This window comes from Gilliamella sp. Bif1-4 (genome assembly GCF_001690535.1).
Taxonomy (GTDB): Bacteria; Pseudomonadota; Gammaproteobacteria; order Enterobacterales; family Orbaceae; genus Gilliamella; species Gilliamella bombi.
The window spans coordinates 17,773-38,090 of sequence record NZ_LZHC01000009.1 but is presented as its reverse complement, the minus strand read 5'-3'; the positions used below and the strand labels follow the sequence as shown (position 1 = coordinate 38,090).

19 protein-coding genes and 1 pseudogene are annotated in these 20,318 nt (G+C 34.2%); 8 read left to right on the top strand and 12 right to left on the bottom strand.

The genetic code is table 11. The annotated features are described in order from the left end of the window. Window positions 1-8: 8 nt before the first annotated feature. The 5 genes from ubiE to ribH all read right to left on the bottom strand — a co-directional run bounded on the left by ubiE (window position 9) and on the right by ribH (window position 3,904). Window positions 9-785, bottom strand: a complete 777-nt coding sequence (ubiE, locus tag A9G25_RS00525; RefSeq protein ID WP_034911549.1) for a bifunctional demethylmenaquinone methyltransferase/2-methoxy-6-polyprenyl-1,4-benzoquinol methylase UbiE — start codon at window positions 783-785, stop codon at window positions 9-11. A gap of 62 nt (window positions 786-847) precedes the next feature. After that, on the bottom strand, window positions 848-1,783 hold the full coding sequence (nadR, locus tag A9G25_RS00520) for a multifunctional transcriptional regulator/nicotinamide-nucleotide adenylyltransferase/ribosylnicotinamide kinase NadR (protein ID WP_065625285.1): 936 nt from the start codon (window positions 1,781-1,783) through the stop codon (window positions 848-850). 149 nt (window positions 1,784-1,932) lie between these two features. Continuing rightward, entirely contained in the window at window positions 1,933-2,988 is a 1,056-nt protein-coding gene (locus tag A9G25_RS00515; protein ID WP_065625284.1) for a TrmH family RNA methyltransferase, read from the bottom strand. A 21-nt stretch (window positions 2,989-3,009) separates the two neighbouring features. Then, window positions 3,010-3,429 (bottom strand): transcription antitermination factor NusB, encoded by a 420-nt coding sequence (gene nusB / locus A9G25_RS00510; protein WP_065625283.1) that lies wholly within the window; start codon window positions 3,427-3,429, stop codon window positions 3,010-3,012. Window positions 3,430-3,433: 4 nt separating this feature from the next. Further along, window positions 3,434-3,904, bottom strand: a complete 471-nt coding sequence (gene ribH, locus A9G25_RS00505; RefSeq protein WP_065625282.1) for a 6,7-dimethyl-8-ribityllumazine synthase — start codon at window positions 3,902-3,904, stop codon at window positions 3,434-3,436. Between the two features lie 399 nt (window positions 3,905-4,303). Between ribH and lpcA the strand changes: the two genes are divergently transcribed. Both lpcA and A9G25_RS00495 read left to right on the top strand, forming a co-directional pair. Beyond that, complete coding sequence (gene lpcA / locus A9G25_RS00500; RefSeq protein ID WP_065625281.1) at window positions 4,304-4,882, top strand: D-sedoheptulose 7-phosphate isomerase; 579 nt, start codon at window positions 4,304-4,306, stop codon at window positions 4,880-4,882. Window position 4,883: 1 nt separating this feature from the next. Continuing rightward, entirely contained in the window at window positions 4,884-5,663 is a 780-nt protein-coding gene (locus A9G25_RS00495; RefSeq protein ID WP_065625280.1) for a class II glutamine amidotransferase, read from the top strand. A 143-nt stretch (window positions 5,664-5,806) separates the two neighbouring features. Here A9G25_RS00495 and A9G25_RS12705 read toward each other — a convergent pair. The 6 genes and pseudogenes from A9G25_RS12705 to pncB form a co-directional block, all read right to left on the bottom strand. Continuing rightward, a pseudogene (locus tag A9G25_RS12705) lies at window positions 5,807-5,962 on the bottom strand (multidrug efflux MFS transporter MdtH); the annotation flags it as partial. After that, window positions 5,963-6,421, bottom strand: a complete 459-nt coding sequence (locus A9G25_RS00490; protein WP_065625279.1) for a methylglyoxal synthase — start codon at window positions 6,419-6,421, stop codon at window positions 5,963-5,965. Between the two features lie 133 nt (window positions 6,422-6,554). Continuing rightward, window positions 6,555-7,697 (bottom strand): porin, encoded by a 1,143-nt coding sequence (locus A9G25_RS00485; RefSeq protein WP_065625278.1) that lies wholly within the window; start codon window positions 7,695-7,697, stop codon window positions 6,555-6,557. Between the two features lie 299 nt (window positions 7,698-7,996). Beyond that, window positions 7,997-9,229 (bottom strand): porin, encoded by a 1,233-nt coding sequence (locus tag A9G25_RS00480; protein ID WP_065625277.1) that lies wholly within the window; start codon window positions 9,227-9,229, stop codon window positions 7,997-7,999. A 284-nt stretch (window positions 9,230-9,513) separates the two neighbouring features. After that, the gene (gene asnS / locus A9G25_RS00475) at window positions 9,514-10,917 is read right to left on the bottom strand and encodes an asparagine--tRNA ligase (protein WP_065625276.1); all 1,404 of its coding nucleotides are present in this window, start codon (window positions 10,915-10,917) and stop codon (window positions 9,514-9,516) included. Window positions 10,918-11,078: 161 nt separating this feature from the next. Continuing rightward, the gene (gene pncB / locus A9G25_RS00470) at window positions 11,079-12,272 is read right to left on the bottom strand and encodes a nicotinate phosphoribosyltransferase (RefSeq protein WP_065625275.1); all 1,194 of its coding nucleotides are present in this window, start codon (window positions 12,270-12,272) and stop codon (window positions 11,079-11,081) included. Window positions 12,273-12,431: 159 nt separating this feature from the next. Here pncB and pepN point away from each other — a divergent pair, with 159 nt between their 5' ends. Then, on the top strand, window positions 12,432-15,065 hold the full coding sequence (gene pepN, locus A9G25_RS00465) for an aminopeptidase N (RefSeq protein ID WP_065625274.1): 2,634 nt from the start codon (window positions 12,432-12,434) through the stop codon (window positions 15,063-15,065). A gap of 123 nt (window positions 15,066-15,188) precedes the next feature. Beyond that, complete coding sequence (locus tag A9G25_RS00460; protein WP_065560916.1) at window positions 15,189-15,518, top strand: rhodanese-like domain-containing protein; 330 nt, start codon at window positions 15,189-15,191, stop codon at window positions 15,516-15,518. Between the two features lie 49 nt (window positions 15,519-15,567). Here A9G25_RS00460 and A9G25_RS00455 read toward each other — a convergent pair whose 3' ends face one another. Continuing rightward, a complete protein-coding gene (locus A9G25_RS00455) occupies window positions 15,568-16,416 on the bottom strand; it encodes a MetQ/NlpA family ABC transporter substrate-binding protein (RefSeq protein WP_081297081.1) in 849 nt (282 codons plus the stop codon). 269 nt (window positions 16,417-16,685) lie between these two features. On the opposite strand from A9G25_RS00455, the gene A9G25_RS00450 reads away from it, so the two are divergent. From A9G25_RS00450 to mlaE, 4 genes are all read left to right on the top strand, one after another. Next, window positions 16,686-17,744, top strand: coding sequence for a methionine ABC transporter ATP-binding protein (locus tag A9G25_RS00450; protein ID WP_065625273.1), 1,059 nt, complete (start codon window positions 16,686-16,688; stop codon window positions 17,742-17,744). An 85-nt stretch (window positions 17,745-17,829) separates the two neighbouring features. Continuing rightward, complete coding sequence (locus tag A9G25_RS00445) at window positions 17,830-18,429, top strand: methionine ABC transporter permease (RefSeq protein ID WP_370738298.1); 600 nt, start codon at window positions 17,830-17,832, stop codon at window positions 18,427-18,429. 287 nt (window positions 18,430-18,716) lie between these two features. Further along, complete coding sequence (gene mlaF / locus A9G25_RS00440; protein WP_218056394.1) at window positions 18,717-19,532, top strand: phospholipid ABC transporter ATP-binding protein MlaF; 816 nt, start codon at window positions 18,717-18,719, stop codon at window positions 19,530-19,532. Next, window positions 19,532-20,311 carry a lipid asymmetry maintenance ABC transporter permease subunit MlaE gene (mlaE, locus tag A9G25_RS00435; RefSeq protein ID WP_141671397.1) on the top strand — a complete coding sequence of 260 codons (780 nt, stop codon included), beginning with the start codon at window positions 19,532-19,534 and terminating at the stop codon, window positions 20,309-20,311. Before mlaF ends, mlaE begins: the two co-directional genes overlap by 1 nt. The last annotated feature ends 7 nt before the right edge of the window (window positions 20,312-20,318 follow it).

Genomic DNA, 20,318 nt, shown 5'->3' with positions numbered 1-20,318 from the left:
TCATCGCATCAAAATTTAAAGCCAGTATGTAACGCAACTATACCACCAGTCATATTGTGATATTTCACATCGACAAATCCTGCATCTTCCATCATTTTTTTCAGTGTATTTTGATCAGGATGCATACGAATGGATTCAGCTAAATAACGATAACTTTCAGAATCATTTGCCACTATTTTCCCCATCAATGGTAACATAGTAAATGAGTATAGATCATACGCTTTATTCAGGATTTGATATTGCGGTTTAGAGAATTCAAGAATTAATAAACGCCCACCAGGTTTTAATACTCGCCACATGGATCGTAATGCTTTTTCTTTGTCGGTAACATTACGTAATCCAAATGAAATAGTAATACAATCGAAATAGTTATCTGCAAAAGGTAATTCTTCGGCATTAGCTTGTACATATTCAATGTTTTTAAATAAGCCTTTGTCGCGTAGCTTATCTCGTCCCACTTTTAACATTGATTCGTTAATATCGGCTAACACAACTAATCCATCATCACCAACAAGTTGCGAGAATTTTGCCGTTAAATCACCAGTGCCTCCTGCCAAATCTAAAACTTTTTGACCTTTACGCACGCTACTATATTCAATGGTAATTTTTTTCCAAATACGATGTATGCCAAATGACATTAAATCATTCATAACATCATATTTATCAGCAACAGAATGAAATACTTCGGCAACACGTTTTACTTTTTCTTGTTTGGGAACTTGCTTGTAACCAAAATCAATTTTTTCTTGATTTGTATCGTCTTGTTTGTCAGAAGATTGAGACATAAAAATTTACCTATCACAAATAATTGACTTATTTTAACATAAGCCACAATAAATGTGATGAACTAAATCAATAATGCTTCAACCTCTTTTATGATTGTTTCAAAATGTTCCAGCCGGGAGGATTTTGAATTTGAATCTTTTTCATGAATGACTAAATCAAAATGATAACTGTCTTTAAAAGCTTTTAAAATTTCATTATCTTTTTGAAATAATTGATCGTAGTACTGTGCTAATGTTTCAAAATCAATTGAGGTAAAAACAACCTTATTGGCGCTTTCAACAGCTTTTGAAATCCGTTCTACATGTAACATCGCAATTTTCATAAAATCAGATTCACTCAAATAACGTTTGTTATGCTGAGTTAAGATTTCTCGCTCAATATAATTAATATAACCGTTAGGTACATATTGAGTATTATAAATATTAGCAAGTTGAATCGGTAAATCACGAAATCTATTTTGACCAACAATAGCTACTTTTTTAACAAAAAAAGGTTTTGCTGCTTGTGCGATATAAGACCAGTTTTTATAAGGATTTTCACGGATTTGTGTTGCGCTGATGCTTATAAAATCTCGATTGGCATCAACAATGATTACCTGACAGCCAAAATAGAGTTCATGATTTTTGACATCTTGCGGTTCACTAGTAAATACTACATTAGGCTTAATTTTATGTTCGGAAAGAATTTGTTTAACGCGACAACTCCAATCTTGCCACCCATTGGGATAAAATTCAATACCAGCTTCATCAAGTACATGGATATGAATATTGTGGCGATCTTTAAACGTCTCTTTTAACCATGAAAAACGGTCGCTAACTTGTGGTTGTTTGGGTAAGCGGCTTTTATCAAATAGCTGCTTATCACGTAATTCCTCACAGCCCAATATGATATGTAGCACATCAACTTGGCTCATTGCTTTTTCAATCAAATAAATATGACCACAATGTAAAGGATAAAACTTCCCGAAAATTAAACCAACTTTATGCTTTAAAGCCATAACCATTACCAAAACACACAATAACTAATAACAATTTACAGAAAAAAAAAGCAATTTCTAATCAAATCATGCTATTTGATATATTTTACCAATTAGTAAATAATTTTTACCATCCAATTAGTTGATAATAAAGATAAAATAATATTTTATTATTTTTGTAAATTAGATAATAAAATACCCGTTGCAACCGAAATATTTAATGCAGGCATGTTGTCATTGCCCTTTAAATGAACAACAACATTAGCACAATTAATAAGTTTTATATTAATTTGTTGAAATATAACTAACGCAATTTTTTTATCAAACTTGATGTTATTTAATTCACTTGATGCAATGGATTTTACTTGACAAGGTAATAACGCAACAACTTGGTAACCACGCTGTTTAAGCATATGAAGTGAAGCAACAAAATCATCACTTTTAATTGATTCAACAGCTTCAATGCCACCTTCTGCTACACGCATGGCAGCGCCACTATCAAGTAAATTCGTTTGACGTAATATAACGCCATTAACACCATAAAAAGCAGCACTACGAATTAAGCCACCTAAATTATGGGGATTATGAACATCGTCAATAGCTAAAATACAATCATGATCTTTATTACTATTGTTTTCTAAATAATCCAATAAGGTAAGTGGAATACGTTTTTTTACAATTAAGCAGACACCACCATGGTGCTGAGTTTGAGTTATTTTACTAATTTGCTCACTAGAGATAACATCATAGCCTAACCGCTCTTTAACTAACCAATCTATTAAATCTTTAAACTGGTAAGTCATCTCTTGAGTAATAAATAGTTTAACAATAGCTGTACGTCGATGTTTGAAAACTGCTTTACAGCTATTTTCACTATAAACTAAAGTTTCTTCTTTACGCTGGCGATAGCCATCATAACCAAAGGTCGGTACTTGATCATTAGCACGAACCTTTTTTTGCCATGGTGAATCATTATCGATAGATGATTGAGATTGATTAAGTTCAACATTAAAACGCTTTTTTGCAAACTCAAATTTATCATTTCGAGGTTTGAATGTTTCAATACGATTATGACGATCTCGTTTAGATTTCAATTGAGATGAATCATCTTTACGCTTGTCTTTCCATCGAGTGGGCTTTTCAGTAAACGAGCGAGAATGCTTTTTAGATTCACTATTTTTTGCGTAAAAAATAGATGGTTTATTTTTTTCGGTATTGTCGTTCATATCAATCTCACAATTAATCGGTTATCGCGTACGAATGGTTGGAGCTATTTTATCTAATACGCCATTAACAAATTTATGGCTGTCAGCAGCACCGAAAGTTTTTGTTAAATCAATGGCTTCATTAATTACCACTTTATAAGGTACATCTTGACGTTTCATTAATTCATATAGTGCGATTCTAAGTATCGCTAATTCTATTTGTCCTAATTCATCAACAGATCGTTCGGTGAGATAAGGTGTCATTTTATTATCTAATTCGGCTGTATTTTTTGCTACACCATTTAATAATTCACGAAAATACTTAGAATCGACGCCTTTCATATCTTGTTCTGCAATAAAACTTGTCTCAACATCAGCAAGATCGTTTCTGGAAACTTGCCAAGAGTAAATGGCTTGTACAGCACATTCTCTTGCTCGACGACGAGGATTAACTAATGCCACAAAATTACTCCTTAATTGCTTTAATAATATTTAGCATTTCCAGCGCAGTTAATGCAGCTTCAGCTCCTTTATTTCCTGCCTTAGTGCCTGCACGTTCAATTGCTTGTTCTATACTTTCGGTGGTTAAAATACCAAATCCTACTGGAATAGTGTTGTCTAAACTTGTACTTAATAATCCAGAGCTTGATTCACCAGCGACAAAATCAAAATGAGCTGTACTACCGCGAATTACGGTACCTAACGCCACAACTGCATCATATTTTTTTGACTGTGCAGCAACTTTAACGGCAAGAGGAATTTCATAAGCACCGGGAACCCAAATAACAGTAATATTTTTATCATCAACTTGTCCAATACGTGTCAATGCGTCAATAGCACCATTTACTAGGCTATCATTAATAAAATGATTAAAACGCGCCACTACAATTGCAACTTTAGCTTGTGGTGCAGCAACTTTACCTTCAATCGTTTGCATATAAATTCCTTATTAATTCTATTTTATGCCATTTCACTCTGTTTTGCGTGAAAATTACTAAATAAATTGTATCACGAATTAAAGACTTATCCTATCGGCAAATAGCGTTACGACCAAGTTCTACCCAATATATTATTTAAAATAAATGCAAAAAATTTAACTATTGCAAATGTATTATTTGTTAAGTTTAAAATTAATTTAAATTTTGCTGTTATTTTAACCATCATTATTAGAAATAACCTTAATTTATTTCTATTTCAATGTTTATTTTTGCACTTAATGGCACATTTCCTAAAATGTTTTTACCAAGATAAAGAATCTTATTTTTATCGCTTGCAAGCTATTTTGAACAAACTACAATAGTCTATAAATTTATTTATTATTGATGGAGAAATCCCAGTGTATATTGACAATATTCGTGATGAATTAAACCAAGCTATTGACGTATTAACTAATTTTGTTTCAGACAACAATAATCTCCAAAAAATTCAAAAAGCTGCTATTTTAATTGCTGATTCGTTTAAACAAGGTGGTAAAGTTTTATCATGTGGTAATGGTGGTTCTCATTGTGATGCTATGCATTTTGCTGAAGAATTAACTGGTCGCTATCGTGATAATCGCCCTGCTTATCCTGCGATAGCCATATCAGATGTAAGCCACATTTCGTGTGTAGGTAATGATTTTGGATTTGATTCTATCTTTTCACGTTATGTTGAAGGTGTAGGTCAGAAAGGTGATGTACTTTTAGGTATCTCAACTTCAGGAAATTCAGCTAACGTGCTTAAGGCAATTGAAGCAGCAAAACAAAAAGGGATGAAAATTATTACGTTAACTGGTAAAGATGGTGGTAAGATGAATGGACTTGCTGATGTTGATATTCGTGTTCCACATTTTGGTTATGCCGATCGTGTGCAAGAAATCCACATCAAAGTTATTCATATTCTTATTCTGTTAATTGAAAAAGAGATGGCAAAATAATATGTGTGAATTATTGGGTATGAGTGCTAATGTGCCAACCGATATCTGCTTTAGTTTTACTAGTTTAATTAAACGAGGTGGGGACAAAGGTCCTCACAAAGATGGTTGGGGAATTACTTTCTACGAAGGAAAAGGTTGCCGAACATTTAAAGATCCTGAGCCTTGTAGCTATTCGCCTATTGCTAAAATGGTGAAAGAATATCCCATCAAATCTAAAGCTGTGATTGCTCATATTCGACAAGCAAATCGAGGCGGTGTCGCACTAGAAAATACCCACCCATTCACCCGCGAACTCTGGGGTAAAAATTGGACTTTTGCACACAATGGACAATTAACCAATTACCAAAATTTAGATACAGGGCTTTTTCAACCTGTTGGAGAAACCGATAGCGAATACGCTTTTTGCTATTTAATTAATCAATTACAGCAAAAATATTCACAAAAACCTGTCGATGATCTTGAGCTATTTAATTTTATTAAGCAATGTGCCGATCAATTAAGCCAACTAGGCATATTCAATATGCTACTTTCTGATGGGCAATATGTGTTTGCCTATTGTACAACGAATTTGCATTGGATAACCCGTAAAGCACCATTTGGCAAAGCAAAATTACTGGACGAAGATGTAGAAATTGATTTTCAAAAACATACAACACCCAATGATATTGTTACTATCATTTCAACCTTACCATTAACTTCAAATGAGATATGGCAAAAACTTAATACTGGCGAAGCGATTTTATTTAAAGATGGCGAAATTAGCCAATCTTCCGCATTTTGATAGGGTGTATTGGTGACTCATTTTTAAATTGATAATGCAGATAACTTAAAGTTATCCATAACATTATAGGTTTTTAGCTAGAACAATCAGCAATACCATTGCCAATAACATACCAAAACCTTGTGAACAAATTGCCGAAATCATAACGCAAAACCAACAAAAAGTGCACTCCATCCAACTTGACTAACAAAGTGGGTTGAAACAAGCAGAAACACAACATAAAAACCCAAGACAATAAACAGATTATCAAGTAAAAGTATTTGCCGACCTGTTTTACGAATTTGAGGTGGTATTGGCATTTATTTAACTCTTTGAGTTAAATAGCTTTGATAATCAGGAATTTCAATATCAACTTCTTGCGTAAAAATAGAAGATTGAATCAATGCATTAGCTGTGGATTGATTAGTGGCAACTGGAATATTCCAAACAGTAGATAATCGTAACAACGCTTTCACATCTGGATCGTGAGGTACAGCATTAAGTGGATCCCAAAAAAAGATTAAGATATCAATTTTACCTTCTGCAATTAATGCACCTATCTGCTGATCTCCCCCCATCGGACCACTTAGCATTGGTGTGATATTTAGCCCTGTTTCTTGCTTTATTAATGTTCCAGTAGTACCCGTTCCACATAAATTATGACAAGAAAGCTCTTCACGATTTTTTTTACACCAGCTTAATAAAGAATCTTTCAAGTGATCGTGAGCAACTAAAGCAATATTTTTTTTAGCCAGTAATTTACGTGTGGTATATAGCATCATTGTTATCCTAATTCATTATTATATTTTTTAATTTTTAACAGAGTATCAATCAAAGCGCAAGGGATATTTCATTGATAACAGATAATAAAAAAGGCACCGAAGTGCCTTTTAAAAATAAAGATACAATTAATTAGAATTGGTAAATTAAACCAAGTGCCACTGTGTCTTTTGTTGTGCCCTTGATTTGTGATTTAGTAAATGAACCATCTTCATATAAAGCACGACGTGCACCGATGTCATCTTTATCTAACAAATTAATTTTATAATCGATAATAGCTTGTAGGTTCTTGTTAAAGTCATAAGTTAAACCAACATCAACATATTTAGCTAAATCATTACCTTTAAGCCCTGCATCACTTGAATAATTAGATGCGTCTTTAACTTTATGTTGGATATAAGCAACAGATGGAGTTAAGCGACCCACTTCAAAGTCAATACCATATTGAGCAACTAATTCATAGCCTTTGGTTTTTAAATCATCAGCGCTACGAGTTGTTGATGCATTATCCCAGCCATATTTTTGTTTACCCTGAATATATAACGCAGCTAAATAAAGGTTGTCGTTATCATATTTGATACCAGCTGACCATGCTTTAGCATCTTTATGACCACCAGTTTGTGCATAACCAGCACCAACAGATAAACCAGTATCAAGCACATCCCAATCAACAACTGAACCCCATGCTTCAGCACTATTGCGTTTATCATTAAGAGTATAATTACCGAAATGACGCGTTGAGCTGTTATCTCCGTTATCCGCATATTGAACGGCAAAACGTAAACCATTTACTAAGCCGAAGAAATCTGAATTACGGTAGGTTGCAACGGCTTTAGTACGAGCTGTTAATGCATAAAGATCATTATCAGAAGCATCACCACCAAATTCTGGTAAAACGTCAGTGTAAGATGTTAATGTTTTTAACACACCGTCATTGCGACCATAGTCGAATGAACCAAAATCACCAAAGTTTAAACCAGCAAATGCATAACGAGTTTCATTATCAGCATTTTTACCTGTATTCGCTTCATACTCCCAACGACCATAGCCTGTTACGCTGTCGGTCACTTGTGTTTGACCTGACATACCTAAACGTGCAGTGGTATTGTCACCTTCACCAGTTTGGTTATTACGATCAGTAATATAGTTTAATGCGTAAACACGACCATAAAAGTCAACTTTATTACCGTCTTTATTCCACACTTCAATAGAAGCGTTTGCTGTACCTGCAATTAAAAGTGCAGGAATAGCGATTGCTAATAGATTACGTTTCATTTTTTACCCTCAAAGGTATTTTATATTATTAAAGATGCAAATTGCTTTGCTCTGGTTTAACAAATAACTGCTAATAATCAGCAATTATATTATTACTGTGATAGCCATTTTGCCTAATAAACATGGCTCTAATGCTACATTGCCTATTTAACAATGAAATTTAGATTTATTCTGCGAATTTTCGAATATTTTAATACTTATTATAAATTTTTTTAGGCATAAAATGTTTTTTTAGGTGGGAATGAATTCAAAAGATGAAAAAAAGGCACCTAAGTGCCTTTTTATAAGATATTAAGCGATTAGAATTGGTAAATTAAACCAACACCTAACACGTCTTTGGTACCTGGTTTGTTTGTGTGACGATCACGTTGAGCATTTGTCTTATCTCTCGCACCAACATCTTTACGATCAAGAAGATTGAATTTATATTCAACAATCGCACTGAAGTTTTTGTTTAGAGCATATTCTGCACCTAAAGATACATATTTAGCTAAATCACGCCCCTCTTTACGATAACGACCGTCAATTAAAATTCGATCATCATTACGATTTAATTTATGTTGTACATATGCTAAAGAAGGTCTTAATGTACCGACTTCCAAATCAATACCGTATTGAGCAACCAACTCAACGCCTTTGATTTTATCATCACGAACATTTCTAAATTTACTTTTATGTTTAGATTCGAAATAGTTAGCAGCTAAATAGAGGTTATAGTTATCATATTTGATACCGCCTGTCCAAGTTTTAACTTTTCCAGGATTTTTATATGGACGTCCACCATCATTAGAATTGTATAGATCGCCATCCCAATCATCGTCCCAATCATCCCAATCATCATCCCAATTATCATCATTTAAATCATGGTTGCTCTTAGATTTAGCTGAACCTGCAGTTTGCGCATAACCACCACCCACAGTTAAACCAGTATCAAAGATTCTCCACTGTGCAACAGCACCAAATGCTTCTCTAGAACCTTTAGCCCATCTATCTGAAGTTCCTGAAGTATCACCATTATCAGCATACTGTAATGCAAAGCTTAAATCGTCAAATAAACCAAAGAAGTTGTTATTACGGTAAGTTGCAACAGCTTTAGTTCGATCTGAAAGTACGTTCCATGCATTGTTTGATGCATCACCACCAAATTGTGGTAAAACGTCAGTATAAGCAGTAATTGCTTTTAACACACCGTCATTACGACCATAGTCGAATGAACCTAAATCTCCAAAGTTTAAACCAGCAAATGCATAACGTACTTCGTTATCAGAATTTTTACCCGCTTTCGCTTCGTATTCCCAACGACCATAGCCAGTTACGCTATCAGTGATTTGAGTTTGGCCTGACATACCTAAACGAGCTGAAGTATCATCACCTTCGTCTTTTTGACCACGGTCAGTGATGTTGTTAGCTGCTTTTACTCGACCGTAAAAGTCAACCTTATTACCATCTTTGTTCCAAACTTCGATAGACGCATTTGCACCAGCTGCTACTAAAAGCGCAGGGATAGCGATTGCTAATAGATTACGTTTCATTTTTTACCCTCATGGTTATTTTTTAAAAAGACACTTCCATAAGTTTAGTGTCAATTTTCGTACAATAATTATTCATCCAAAAAATAATATTTTTATCTATTATTTTTCTACTTTTTACAGTAGTGTAAATTATGTATAAATTTTTTTTAAAATCAAGCTAACTTTTCATTAAATGCTGTGCCTAAGTCTAAATTCAAGCCCGTTTGATTGTTTTTTAAACTAAAAAAGATTGATATCTACCAACTGTAACTCCCAATAAATTCTTGTTAGGGATTTTTATCAGCTTAAAAGTTTGCATTACGCGGCGTTCTTGGGAATGGGATAACATCGCGTACATTTTGAACACCTGTTACATAAACAATTAAACGTTCAAAACCAAGACCAAAACCTGAATGCGGCACAGTGCCGTATCGACGTAAATCACGATACCACCAATAATCTTCTTTTTTGAGTCCCAATTCTTGCATGCGCTTATCCAACATATCTAAACGCTCTTCACGCTGAGAACCACCAATGATTTCACCAATTCCTGGTGCTAAAACATCCATTGCAGCTACCGTTTTACCATCATCATTCATACGCATATAAAACGCTTTAATATCTTTCGGATAGTTTTTTACTACCACTGGTGCTTTAAAATGTTGTTCAGCTAAATAACGCTCATGTTCTGAAGCTAAATCAATTCCCCAGCTGACTGGATTTTCAAACTTAGCATCACAATTTTGTAATATAGTAATAGCATCAGTGTAATCTACTTGAGCAAAATCAGCATTAATAAAGTTTTCAAGACGATTGATTGCTTCTTTATCGACATGCTGAGCAAAAAATTGCATATCATCAGCACGTTTTTCTAGCACTTCTCTAAACACATATTTCAACATATCCTCAGCAAGCTTAGCATTATCATCTAGATCAGCAAACGCTACTTCAGGCTCCATCATCCAAAACTCAGCTAAATGGCGAGTAGTATTTGAGTTCTCTGCCCTAAATGTTGGACCAAAAGTATAAACTTTAGAAAGTGCACAAGCATAAGTTTCAGCGTTTAATTGTCCAGAAACGGTTAAAAAAGCTTCTTTACCAAAGAAATCTTTATCAAAATCAACTTTACCATTATCAGATTTAGGCAGATTGAGCATATCAAGTGTTGAAACGCGGAACATTTCGCCCGCCCCTTCAGTATCTGATGCGGTAATAATAGGAGTTGATAGCCAATAAAAGCCACGATCATTAAAAAACTGATGAATTGCTTGAGCAAGCGTATGGCGTACACGCGTTATCGCACCAACAATATTGGTTCTTGCGCGTAAGTGAGCCACTTCACGAAGATATTCAATTGAATGGCGCTTTGCTGCCATTGGGTAAGTTTCGGGATCGTCAACAAAGCCATACACTTCAACTTGCGTTGCTTGTAATTCATATTTTTGACCTTGACCTGGTGACTCCACTACTTTACCAGTGACTTTAACGGAACAACCAGCTGTTAGACGCAAGATTTCTTGTTCATAATTAGGTAAATTATTTTCGATAACAACTTGAATAGGGTCAAAGCAGGAACCATCGTAAACAGCTAAAAATGAAATACCTGCTTTAGAATCACGGCGAGTTCTTACCCAGCCTTGAACTGAAATAGTGCTACCAACAGCAATTTTGCCTTGTAACACATCAACAATAGGTGCAACTGAAGTCATTTAATTATCCATCTCTACATTAATTTGTTTAAGTAATATTTAAAGTAATACAGATATATTCTAAAGACTATCCCATAACGAAATGGAATTCTTGAATAACTTGTTTCTTATTACTAATTTTTAGTTTCTAATATTAATAATAAGTTAAACATGAATTATTATCATTGTTTAACACTAAAAGTCCGTTTTAATTCATCAATAAAATCTAAATCCTGAGATATCGTTTTACCTGGACTATCTGATAGTTTAGCCACAGATTGATTATTACATTCCGTTAATTTAAGCACAATGTTCAATGCTTTGGTATTGGCATCTTTAGATGGAATATCACAAGCTAAAAAACCGCCGACGCCAAAAGATAATTTTATGCGATGATTAAAATGTTGATAGATTTTAATCGCCTTATCAAAATTTAAGCTATCAGAAAAAACCAAAAGTTTAGTTTGTGGATCTATGCCCAATTGCTGATAGTGAGCAATTGCTTTTTCACCCCATTGAATTGAATCACCTGAATCATGACGAAGCCCTTGATAATGAGAAGCAAAATGCAAATCAAAATCGCGTAAAAATGCATCCATTGTAATACAATCTGTTAATGCTATTCCTAAGTCATGAGGATATTCATCTAACCAAACTTGAAGAGCATTTCTTTGGCAATCTTGAAGATTAGCACTTAAACGTTGATGAGCTTGAAACCACTCGTGTGCTTGGGTTCCAACAGGAGTAAGCCCTAAACGATAAGCCAGTAAATAATTACTAGTACTATGAAAGTTATGAAAGTGTGTTTTCAAATAACTGACAACTGCCTCTTGCACCGCAAACGAATAACGCCTACGCGTACCAAAATCCATTAAATTAAAGCCCGACATATCCATATTAGCTGTTTTTTCATTAAACAACGCCAATTTATTTTTTAGCCGAGCTAGTGCCTCAGAAACTCCAATATTAGGTGAACGATCTTTATGAACAATTTCACTGATAACGGCAAGTAATGGCACTTCCCATAAAATAACATCTAGCCATTTACCTTCAATTGTAATAGAAAGCACTCCATCTTCATTTTTTATAGTGAGCAAATCACTATTGAAACGCCATTTTTTAAGCCAATTTAAATAGTCAGATTTAAAAAAGGAAATATTTGATAAATAGTTAAATTCATCATCAGACAGCGCTAATGATTCCATTAATTTCACTTGATGTATTATTTCATCAACATATTGTCCCAATAAATCATCACTACGACAACGAAACTGCGCAACGACAGTTACCTCTGGGTAGTAATGAAATACAGCCTGCTGCATATGCAACTTATAAGCATCAGTATCTAATATTGATGTAATTATTGCTGGTAACATGTAAATTTTAGTGCTATTGCTTTAAATAAAAATTTCAAAGATTATAGCAGAATAATAATGAAGATATAGATTAATTATGTAATAAGATTGTTTTTAATCGACTATAATATCAACCAGTATAAAATATAAATTGATTTCAAACCAAAAGGTCATTACAACATGAATACAAAAACACCTGAATCGCAGCCTATTGCCAAAAATCGTCTTGATTATAAATCACCCGATTTTACCATTACCGACATTGATCTTGATTTTGATTTAGCACCAGAAATAACAACCGTCACAGCTCGTAGCCGTGTTGTTAAGAAAAATAATGAAGCGGACAATTTAATTTTAGATGGTGAAGACCTTAAATTGATTTCTGTTAATATTGACGAACAACCATGGCATGATTATCAGCTCACAAAAGCTGGTTTAATCATTCAGCGGGTTCCAGCAGAATTTACATTAACGATTGTTAACGAAATCAAGCCAATTGATAATACAGCACTTGAAGGATTATATGTATCAGGCGAAGCGCTCTGTACTCAATGTGAAGCAGAAGGATTCCGCCATATTACCTATTATCTTGACAGACCTGACGTTCTTGCTCGCTTTTCAACACGTATTACTGCGAATAAACAACATTATCCTTATCTACTTTCGAACGGTAATCGCATAGCGCAAGGCGAACTTGCAGATGGACGTCATTGGGTACAATGGCAAGATCCTTTTCCAAAACCAGCTTACTTATTTGCATTAGTTGCTGGTGATTTTGATATTTTAAAAGATCAGTTTATCACGCAATCAAAACGGAAAGTTGATTTAGAAATTTACGTTGATAAAGGTAATTTAGATCGGTCGCAGTGGGCAATGACAAGCTTAAAAAATGCCATGCGTTGGGACGAAACACGTTTTGGGCTTGAATATGATTTAGATATATTCATGATCGTTGCTGTTGATTTTTTCAATATGGGAGCAATGGAAAACAAAGGATTAAATATCTTTAATTCAAAATATGTGCTTGCCAAACCACAAACAGCAACAGATGATGACTATCTAGGTATTGAAGGTGTAATTGGTCATGAATATTTTCACAACTGGACTGGTAATCGGGTAACCTGTCGCGACTGGTTCCAACTTAGTTTAAAAGAAGGATTAACTGTATTTCGAGATCAGGAATTTAGCGCTGATATGGGATCTCGTGCAGTAAAACGCATTGAAGATGTCAAACTTTTGCGCACCGTTCAATTTGCCGAAGATGCTAGCCCAATGTCTCACCCTATTCGGCCTGAACAAGTAATAGAAATGAATAACTTTTACACAGTCACAGTGTATGAAAAAGGCGCTGAAGTTATTCGAATGATGCATACTTTATTAGGAGAAGATAAATTCCAAGCAGGGATGAAACTTTATTTTAAACGCCATGATGGTAGTGCCGCAACTTGTGATGATTTTGTTGCCGCCATGCAAGATGCCTCAGGTATTGATTTAACTCAATTTAAATTATGGTATAGCCAATCAGGAACACCTGAATTAACCGTAACTGATAATTATGACGAAAAAAATCGACAATATACTTTAACAGTAGAACAATATACGCCAGCTACTCAAGATCAAGCACAAAAACAAGCTTTACATATCCCACTTAATATCGAGTTATATCAACATAATGGTGAAATAATTCCACTGCAATACCAAGGCAAATCTGTTCACCATGTTTTAAATTTAACACAAAACAAACAACAATTTATCTTTGATAACGTAACTCAAAAACCGATCATTTCAGTATTACGTGATTTTTCAGCACCTGTTAAGTTAACTTATGATTATCAAGATAATGATCTTATTTTCTTAATGCAACACGCTACTAACGCATTTAGCCGTTACGATGCAGCTCAAATGTTATTAGCAAAATATGTTCGCTTAAATGTGAAAAATTATAAAGAAAATCAAAATCTAATGTTGCCTGATTCAGTATTAGATGCATTTAGAGCCGTATTGTTATCAGAAAAAACTGACCCTTTCCTTATTGCACAAATCTTAACCTTGCCATCTGAAAACGAGTTGGCGAATTTATTTACTGTGGTTGATCCAATCGCAATTCATCAAGTGCGTCTATTTTTGTTAACTCATTTTGCAAACGAACTTTATGATGAATTATTAGCCGTTTATCACCACAATAAAACGTCACAATATCAAATTAAACATAATGACATTGCTAAGCGGTCACTTAAAAACTGTTGTTTAACTTTATTAGCTCATGCCGATGATAATTCGCACGCCAATACATTGGTTAACCAACAATATTATCAAGCAAATAATATGACTGATTGTTTAGCCGCCTTGAGTGTTGCTGTAAAAGCTGAACTTGATTGTCGAACTGAGTTATTGGCTAACTTTGATGACAAATGGCATCAAGATGGACTTGTTATGGACAAATGGTTAGCACTAAACGCAACAAGCCCAGAAAAGAATGTTCTTGCTACCGTGAAAAAATTATTAACTCACCGCTCATTTACACTCAGTAACCCAAATCGGATTCGTGCATTAATTGGAGCATTTGTAAATAATAACCCTGTGGCATTTCACGCTGAAGATGGCAGTGGTTATCAATTTTTAGTTGAAATTCTCACTGAGTTAAACCAAAAAAATCCGCAAGTTGCAGCAAGGCTTATCGATCCTCTAATTCGATTAAAACGTTATGACAAAAAGCGTCAACAGCAAATGCAAAAAGCACTTGAGGCATTGCTAAAAATTGAAAATTTATCTAAAGATTTATTTGAGAAAATTAACAAGGCACTAGAAGCCTAAGTAGGAATTAGCATCCTGCAATATCCTTGCAGGATGCTATTAATAAATTTAAAATTGAAGTTTTATACTAAAACGTATAGTTTCCTGAAACTTTTTTACAATTACTTTAATAAGTTTTAAATAATGACAATAAAAGAAATCACTCCCACAGAACTTGCACAAAAATTAAATCAGCAAGATAATCTATTTCTACTCGATGTACGAGAACCCAATGAAATAGCCATTTGCAGTATTGGCAACGCAACTCATATTCCAATGAATATGATCCCTTTATATCTAGATAAAATCCCAGATGAAATCGATATTGTTATTTATTGCCATCACGGCAGACGTAGCCTAACTGTTGCTCATTATTTAGCAGAAAACGGTTTTGATCCTAACTTTCTCTATAATCTTACAGGAGGGATTGATGCTTGGGCGCTAACAATTGATAAACAGATGGCACGATACTAAAATGCCCGTTATCAAACGGGCTTTTCTTCATTACTTTACCTTGCTATGCTTATTCTTGAGGCATCACCCAATAACCATTTTGGTTATGCGTTTTCATATAATCTTTAAATTGTTGAGATTGATAAATACGCTTCACATCTTGAGCCCATCGACTATTTTCGTTTCCTTCATTCACTACAACCATAATTTCCAAATCAGGAATGATGGTTTCAGAAAGTAATGCTTTGTTTGAGTCAATATTAGCAGAATAAACAATGCTACCCGGAATTACCGCAAAATCTAATTCATTAAGTACTCTAGGAATATTGGCCGAATCCATTTCAATAATTTCAATACCTGCAATATTTTGAGCAATATCATTTTTACTAACAATAATAGGATTTGTATTATTTTTTAATTTTATCCAACCAGCTTTTTCTAGTAGATTATATGAACGAGCTGCATTAGAAGCATCTTGTGGAATAGCAACTTTTGCGCCTGAAAAAACTTGCGTTAGTGAGGTGAACTTATTTGAAAATATTGCCGCAGGTACCGATGGTACATGAACAACCGGTTTTAGATTTGCTTTACGCTGGGCATTAAACACATTCATATAAGCTGTGTGCTGTGCAACGGTTAAATCAATACTACCTTCGCTTAAAGCTACATCTGATTCAAGTAAATGCGGAAAATTCACTAATTTAACCTTATAACCCTCTGATTCAAGTATGGGTTTAACAGTGTTATTGAAAAGATCGTTATATGGACCTGGTGATACGCCCATGCTAATCTCTTTTTTTGTCTGATTATCGATTTGTTTAGACGAATTATCACAACCAATGGTCAAAAACACTGAACTAGTAACTAAAACGACTGATATGTATTTAAATATTATTTGTTTGATAAACGCATTTTTCATTTCAGCTATCCTCTATAAGCTATAAGCATTAAATACACTCTAGCACAGAAAAAAGCATTCATTTATTCCAAGTAATTCTATCTTATAACTATATGGAATAAGATATAAAAAACGATTATTAGAGCAACAATTTAACCTGTGATACCGTTAGATATATCAATTATTGTCAATCGCTGAATATGCAATATAAACACCTGCAATAAATGATTCAGCCAAATTGCCTAAGCAAGTACTCATTCAACTAGAACAAAATAAATAGGTGATGAACAATGATTAAATTTGAACATGTCTCAAAACAATATGAAAGAAATGGCGTCACAACACAAGCTTTAAACGATATTAATTTAACCATCAGTAAAGGTGATATTTACGGCATTATTGGTTACAGCGGTGCAGGTAAAAGTACCTTAGTGCGCTTAATTAACTTTCTTGAAAAACCAACACAAGGCAATGTCATTATTAAAAATAAATTATTAAATCAATTATCTAGTACTGAATTACGTCAAACCCGCCAAAAAATTGGTATGATTTTTCAGCATTTTAATTTGCTTGAATCAAAAACCGTATTTGAAAATATTGCTATTCCTTTAATTTTAATAAAAAAAGATAAACATTCGATTAAACAAAAAGTCTATGAACTTTTGGAATTTGTTGGATTAAGTGATAAAGCTAACAGCTATCCCAAAGAGCTTTCTGGTGGGCAAAAACAGCGCATTGGTATCGCCCGAGCATTAGCCAACGATCCGGATATTTTACTATGTGATGAAGCAACTTCAGCACTTGATCCACAAACCACTCAAGCTATTTTAGATTTAATCAAAAAAATCAATGAAAAATATAAAATAACAGTCGTGTTAATCACTCACGAAATGCATGTAATTGAACAAATTTGCCATAAAGTTGCAGTAATGGAAAAAGGCAAGATTATAGAACAAGGTAACGTACTTGACGTATTTGGACAACCAAAACACCAAACTACTCAAAATTTTGTTAGCTCAGTGATCAACAATCAAATTCCAAATGGTGTTGTGGAAAATTTGTTAGAAATAGAAGGTAAAAAAGACAATATTAAATTATTTAAGCTCGAATTCTTAGGACGATCTGCGTCAGAACCCGTGATAAATTCACTTATACTGCAACAAAAAGTTATCGTCAATATTTTGTTTGCCCATATGTCAGAAATCGAAAAAACGGTTTTAGGTAGTATGTTTGTTCAACTAAAAGGTAACGATAGTAATATCAAAGAATCAGTACATTACTTACGTGAGCGCGGTGTGCAAGTCACTGAAATTAAACATTGGGAGATGAGTAAAAATGGAAATATTTAATACTATAATTGACTATTTGGCCTCTTGCTTTGCAACATCAGTAACCACTGAACAATTTGTTCAAGCATCCTATGACACCCTAATTATGGTAGTTTTCTCCTTAATTTTAGGTTCATTAATCGGAATTCCACTTGGTATTTGCTTAGTTACAACAAGACCTTATGGACTATTAGAAAATCGTCGAGTGTTTCGTATTATCAATCCGATTATTAATATAGTTCGCTCATTGCCTTTTATTATTTTATTAGTTGCTATCCAACCTTTAACAAAGGTCATTGTAAATAGCTCTATTGGCACTATAGCAGCGATTGTTCCGTTAACATTTTATGTTGCTCCTTACATTGCTAGATTAGTTGAAAATTCGTTACTTGACGTGAATAGTGGTATTATTGAAGCGGCTCAATCAATGGGAGCGACGCCAATACAAATTATTTGGTATTTTATGTTACCAGAGGCATTTAGCTCTTTAATTTTAACGCTGACAACTGCTACTATAGGTTTAATTGGTGCTACAGCGATGGCTGGTGCTATTGGTGCTGGCGGTATTGGTGATTTAGCTGTGTCATACGGTTATCAACGTTTTGATAATACTGTTACTTATATCTGCGTGGTGATATTAGTTATCGCTATACAATTTATTCAAAGCACTGGTAATTATTTAGCTCGTAAAGCACGGCATGAATAAAACACATAATCACTTTTAGTTATGCATGATCAGTAAAAAATGGGGGGAGCTAAAATATAACTTTCCCCATTTATTATTTAGAAAAATAGCCTTAATTATCTTTTATCTCTCTAATAAGATATTTTACGTAAAACCTCTGTTTGTCTATAAAAATCAGCCATCGAGTATAAAAACTATTTATTGAGCAGTTATACACAAATAGGCAACACGTTTAATTGATTTCTTTATTTACAAATATCAAGTAAAATAAGCAAAATTTTACCATTCTAGAAATCTAGGAAATCAATGTGACAAACGCATTACAACAAAATTTGGTTGAAATTCACGATATGTCTTTTTATCGTGGAACAAGGCCTATTTATAAAAATATGAGTTTGAATGTCCCTAAAGGAAAAGTGACAGCAATCATGGGACCTTCAGGAATTGGTAAAACCACACTACTAAGGCTCATTGGTGGTCAATTAAAACCCCAGTCAGGAAAAATTTTATTCGATGGTGAAGACATTCCAAGCATGTCTCGCTCCCGACTTTATGAAGTACGCAAACGCATTAGCATGTTATTCCAATCGGGAGCTTTATTTACCGATTTAACTGTGTTTGATAATGTTGCTTACCCACTACGTGAGCACTTCAAATTACCTGAACCTATATTGCATAATTTAGTCTTAATGAAATTACAAGCTGTTGGTTTACGTGGTGCAGCTCAAATGATGCCATCGGAACTATCTGGTGGTATGGCAAGGCGAGCAGCATTAGCTAGAGCCATTGCGCTTGATCCCGATTTAATTATGTTTGATGAACCTTTTGCTGGGCAAGATCCTATATCCATGGGTGTTATTGTTAAACTGATATCTGAAATAAACCAATCATTAGGATTAACCTGTATCGTTGTTAGTCATGACGTGACCGAAGTGCTCAGTATTGCAGATTATGCTTACATTGTAGCCGAACAACATATTATTGCAGGTGGTACATCACAACAATTACGTGATAATGATGATTTACGAGTAAAACAATTCCTTGACGGGTTGGCTGATGGTCCAGTACCTTTTCATTATCCTGCTGAAGATTACAAATTAGACCTAAGCAGAGGTACAAAATAATGTTAAATTTACTGGCAAAATTAGGACAATGGTTTATTGATATCATTGCGATGATTGGTCGTTCTGGTGTGATGCTCTTTAGGGCATTAATTGGTAAGCCACAATTTAATAAACAATTCCCATTACTCATTAAACAATTTTATTTTGTTGGAGTACAATCACTCACTATTATTATTGTTTCTGGTCTTTTTATTGGCATGGTTTTGGCCTTGCAAGGTTATTTTATTCTGACCACTTTTGGTGCTGAAGCCAGCCTTGGAATGATGGTAGCCCTTGCCCTACTTCGTGAGTTAGGTCCTGTTGTTGCTGGTTTGCTGTTTGCAGGCCGTGCTGGCTCTGCATTAACGGCTGAAATCGGCTTAATGAAAGCAACTGAGCAGCTATCAAGTATGGAAATGATGGCAATTGATCCATTACGACGTATTATTGCACCTCGTTTTTGGGCTGGTTTTTTCAGTATGCCATTTTTAACTGCAATTTTTGTTACCGTTGGTATTTTAGGTGGTGTTATTGTAGGTGTTGATTGGAAAGGTATTGATGCAGGCTTTTTTTGGTCATCTATTCAAAGTAATGTTGATTGGTGGCATGATCTAGGTAACTGTTTTGTAAAAAGCTTTGCATTTGCCATTGCCAGCACTTGGATTGCACTTTTCAATGGTTATGATTGTGTACCAACATCAGAAGGAATTAGTCGAGCAACAACAAGCACTGTTGTTTATTCATCATTAGTAATTTTGGGGTTAGATTTTATTTTAACCGCATTAATGTTTAGTCATTGAGGTCATT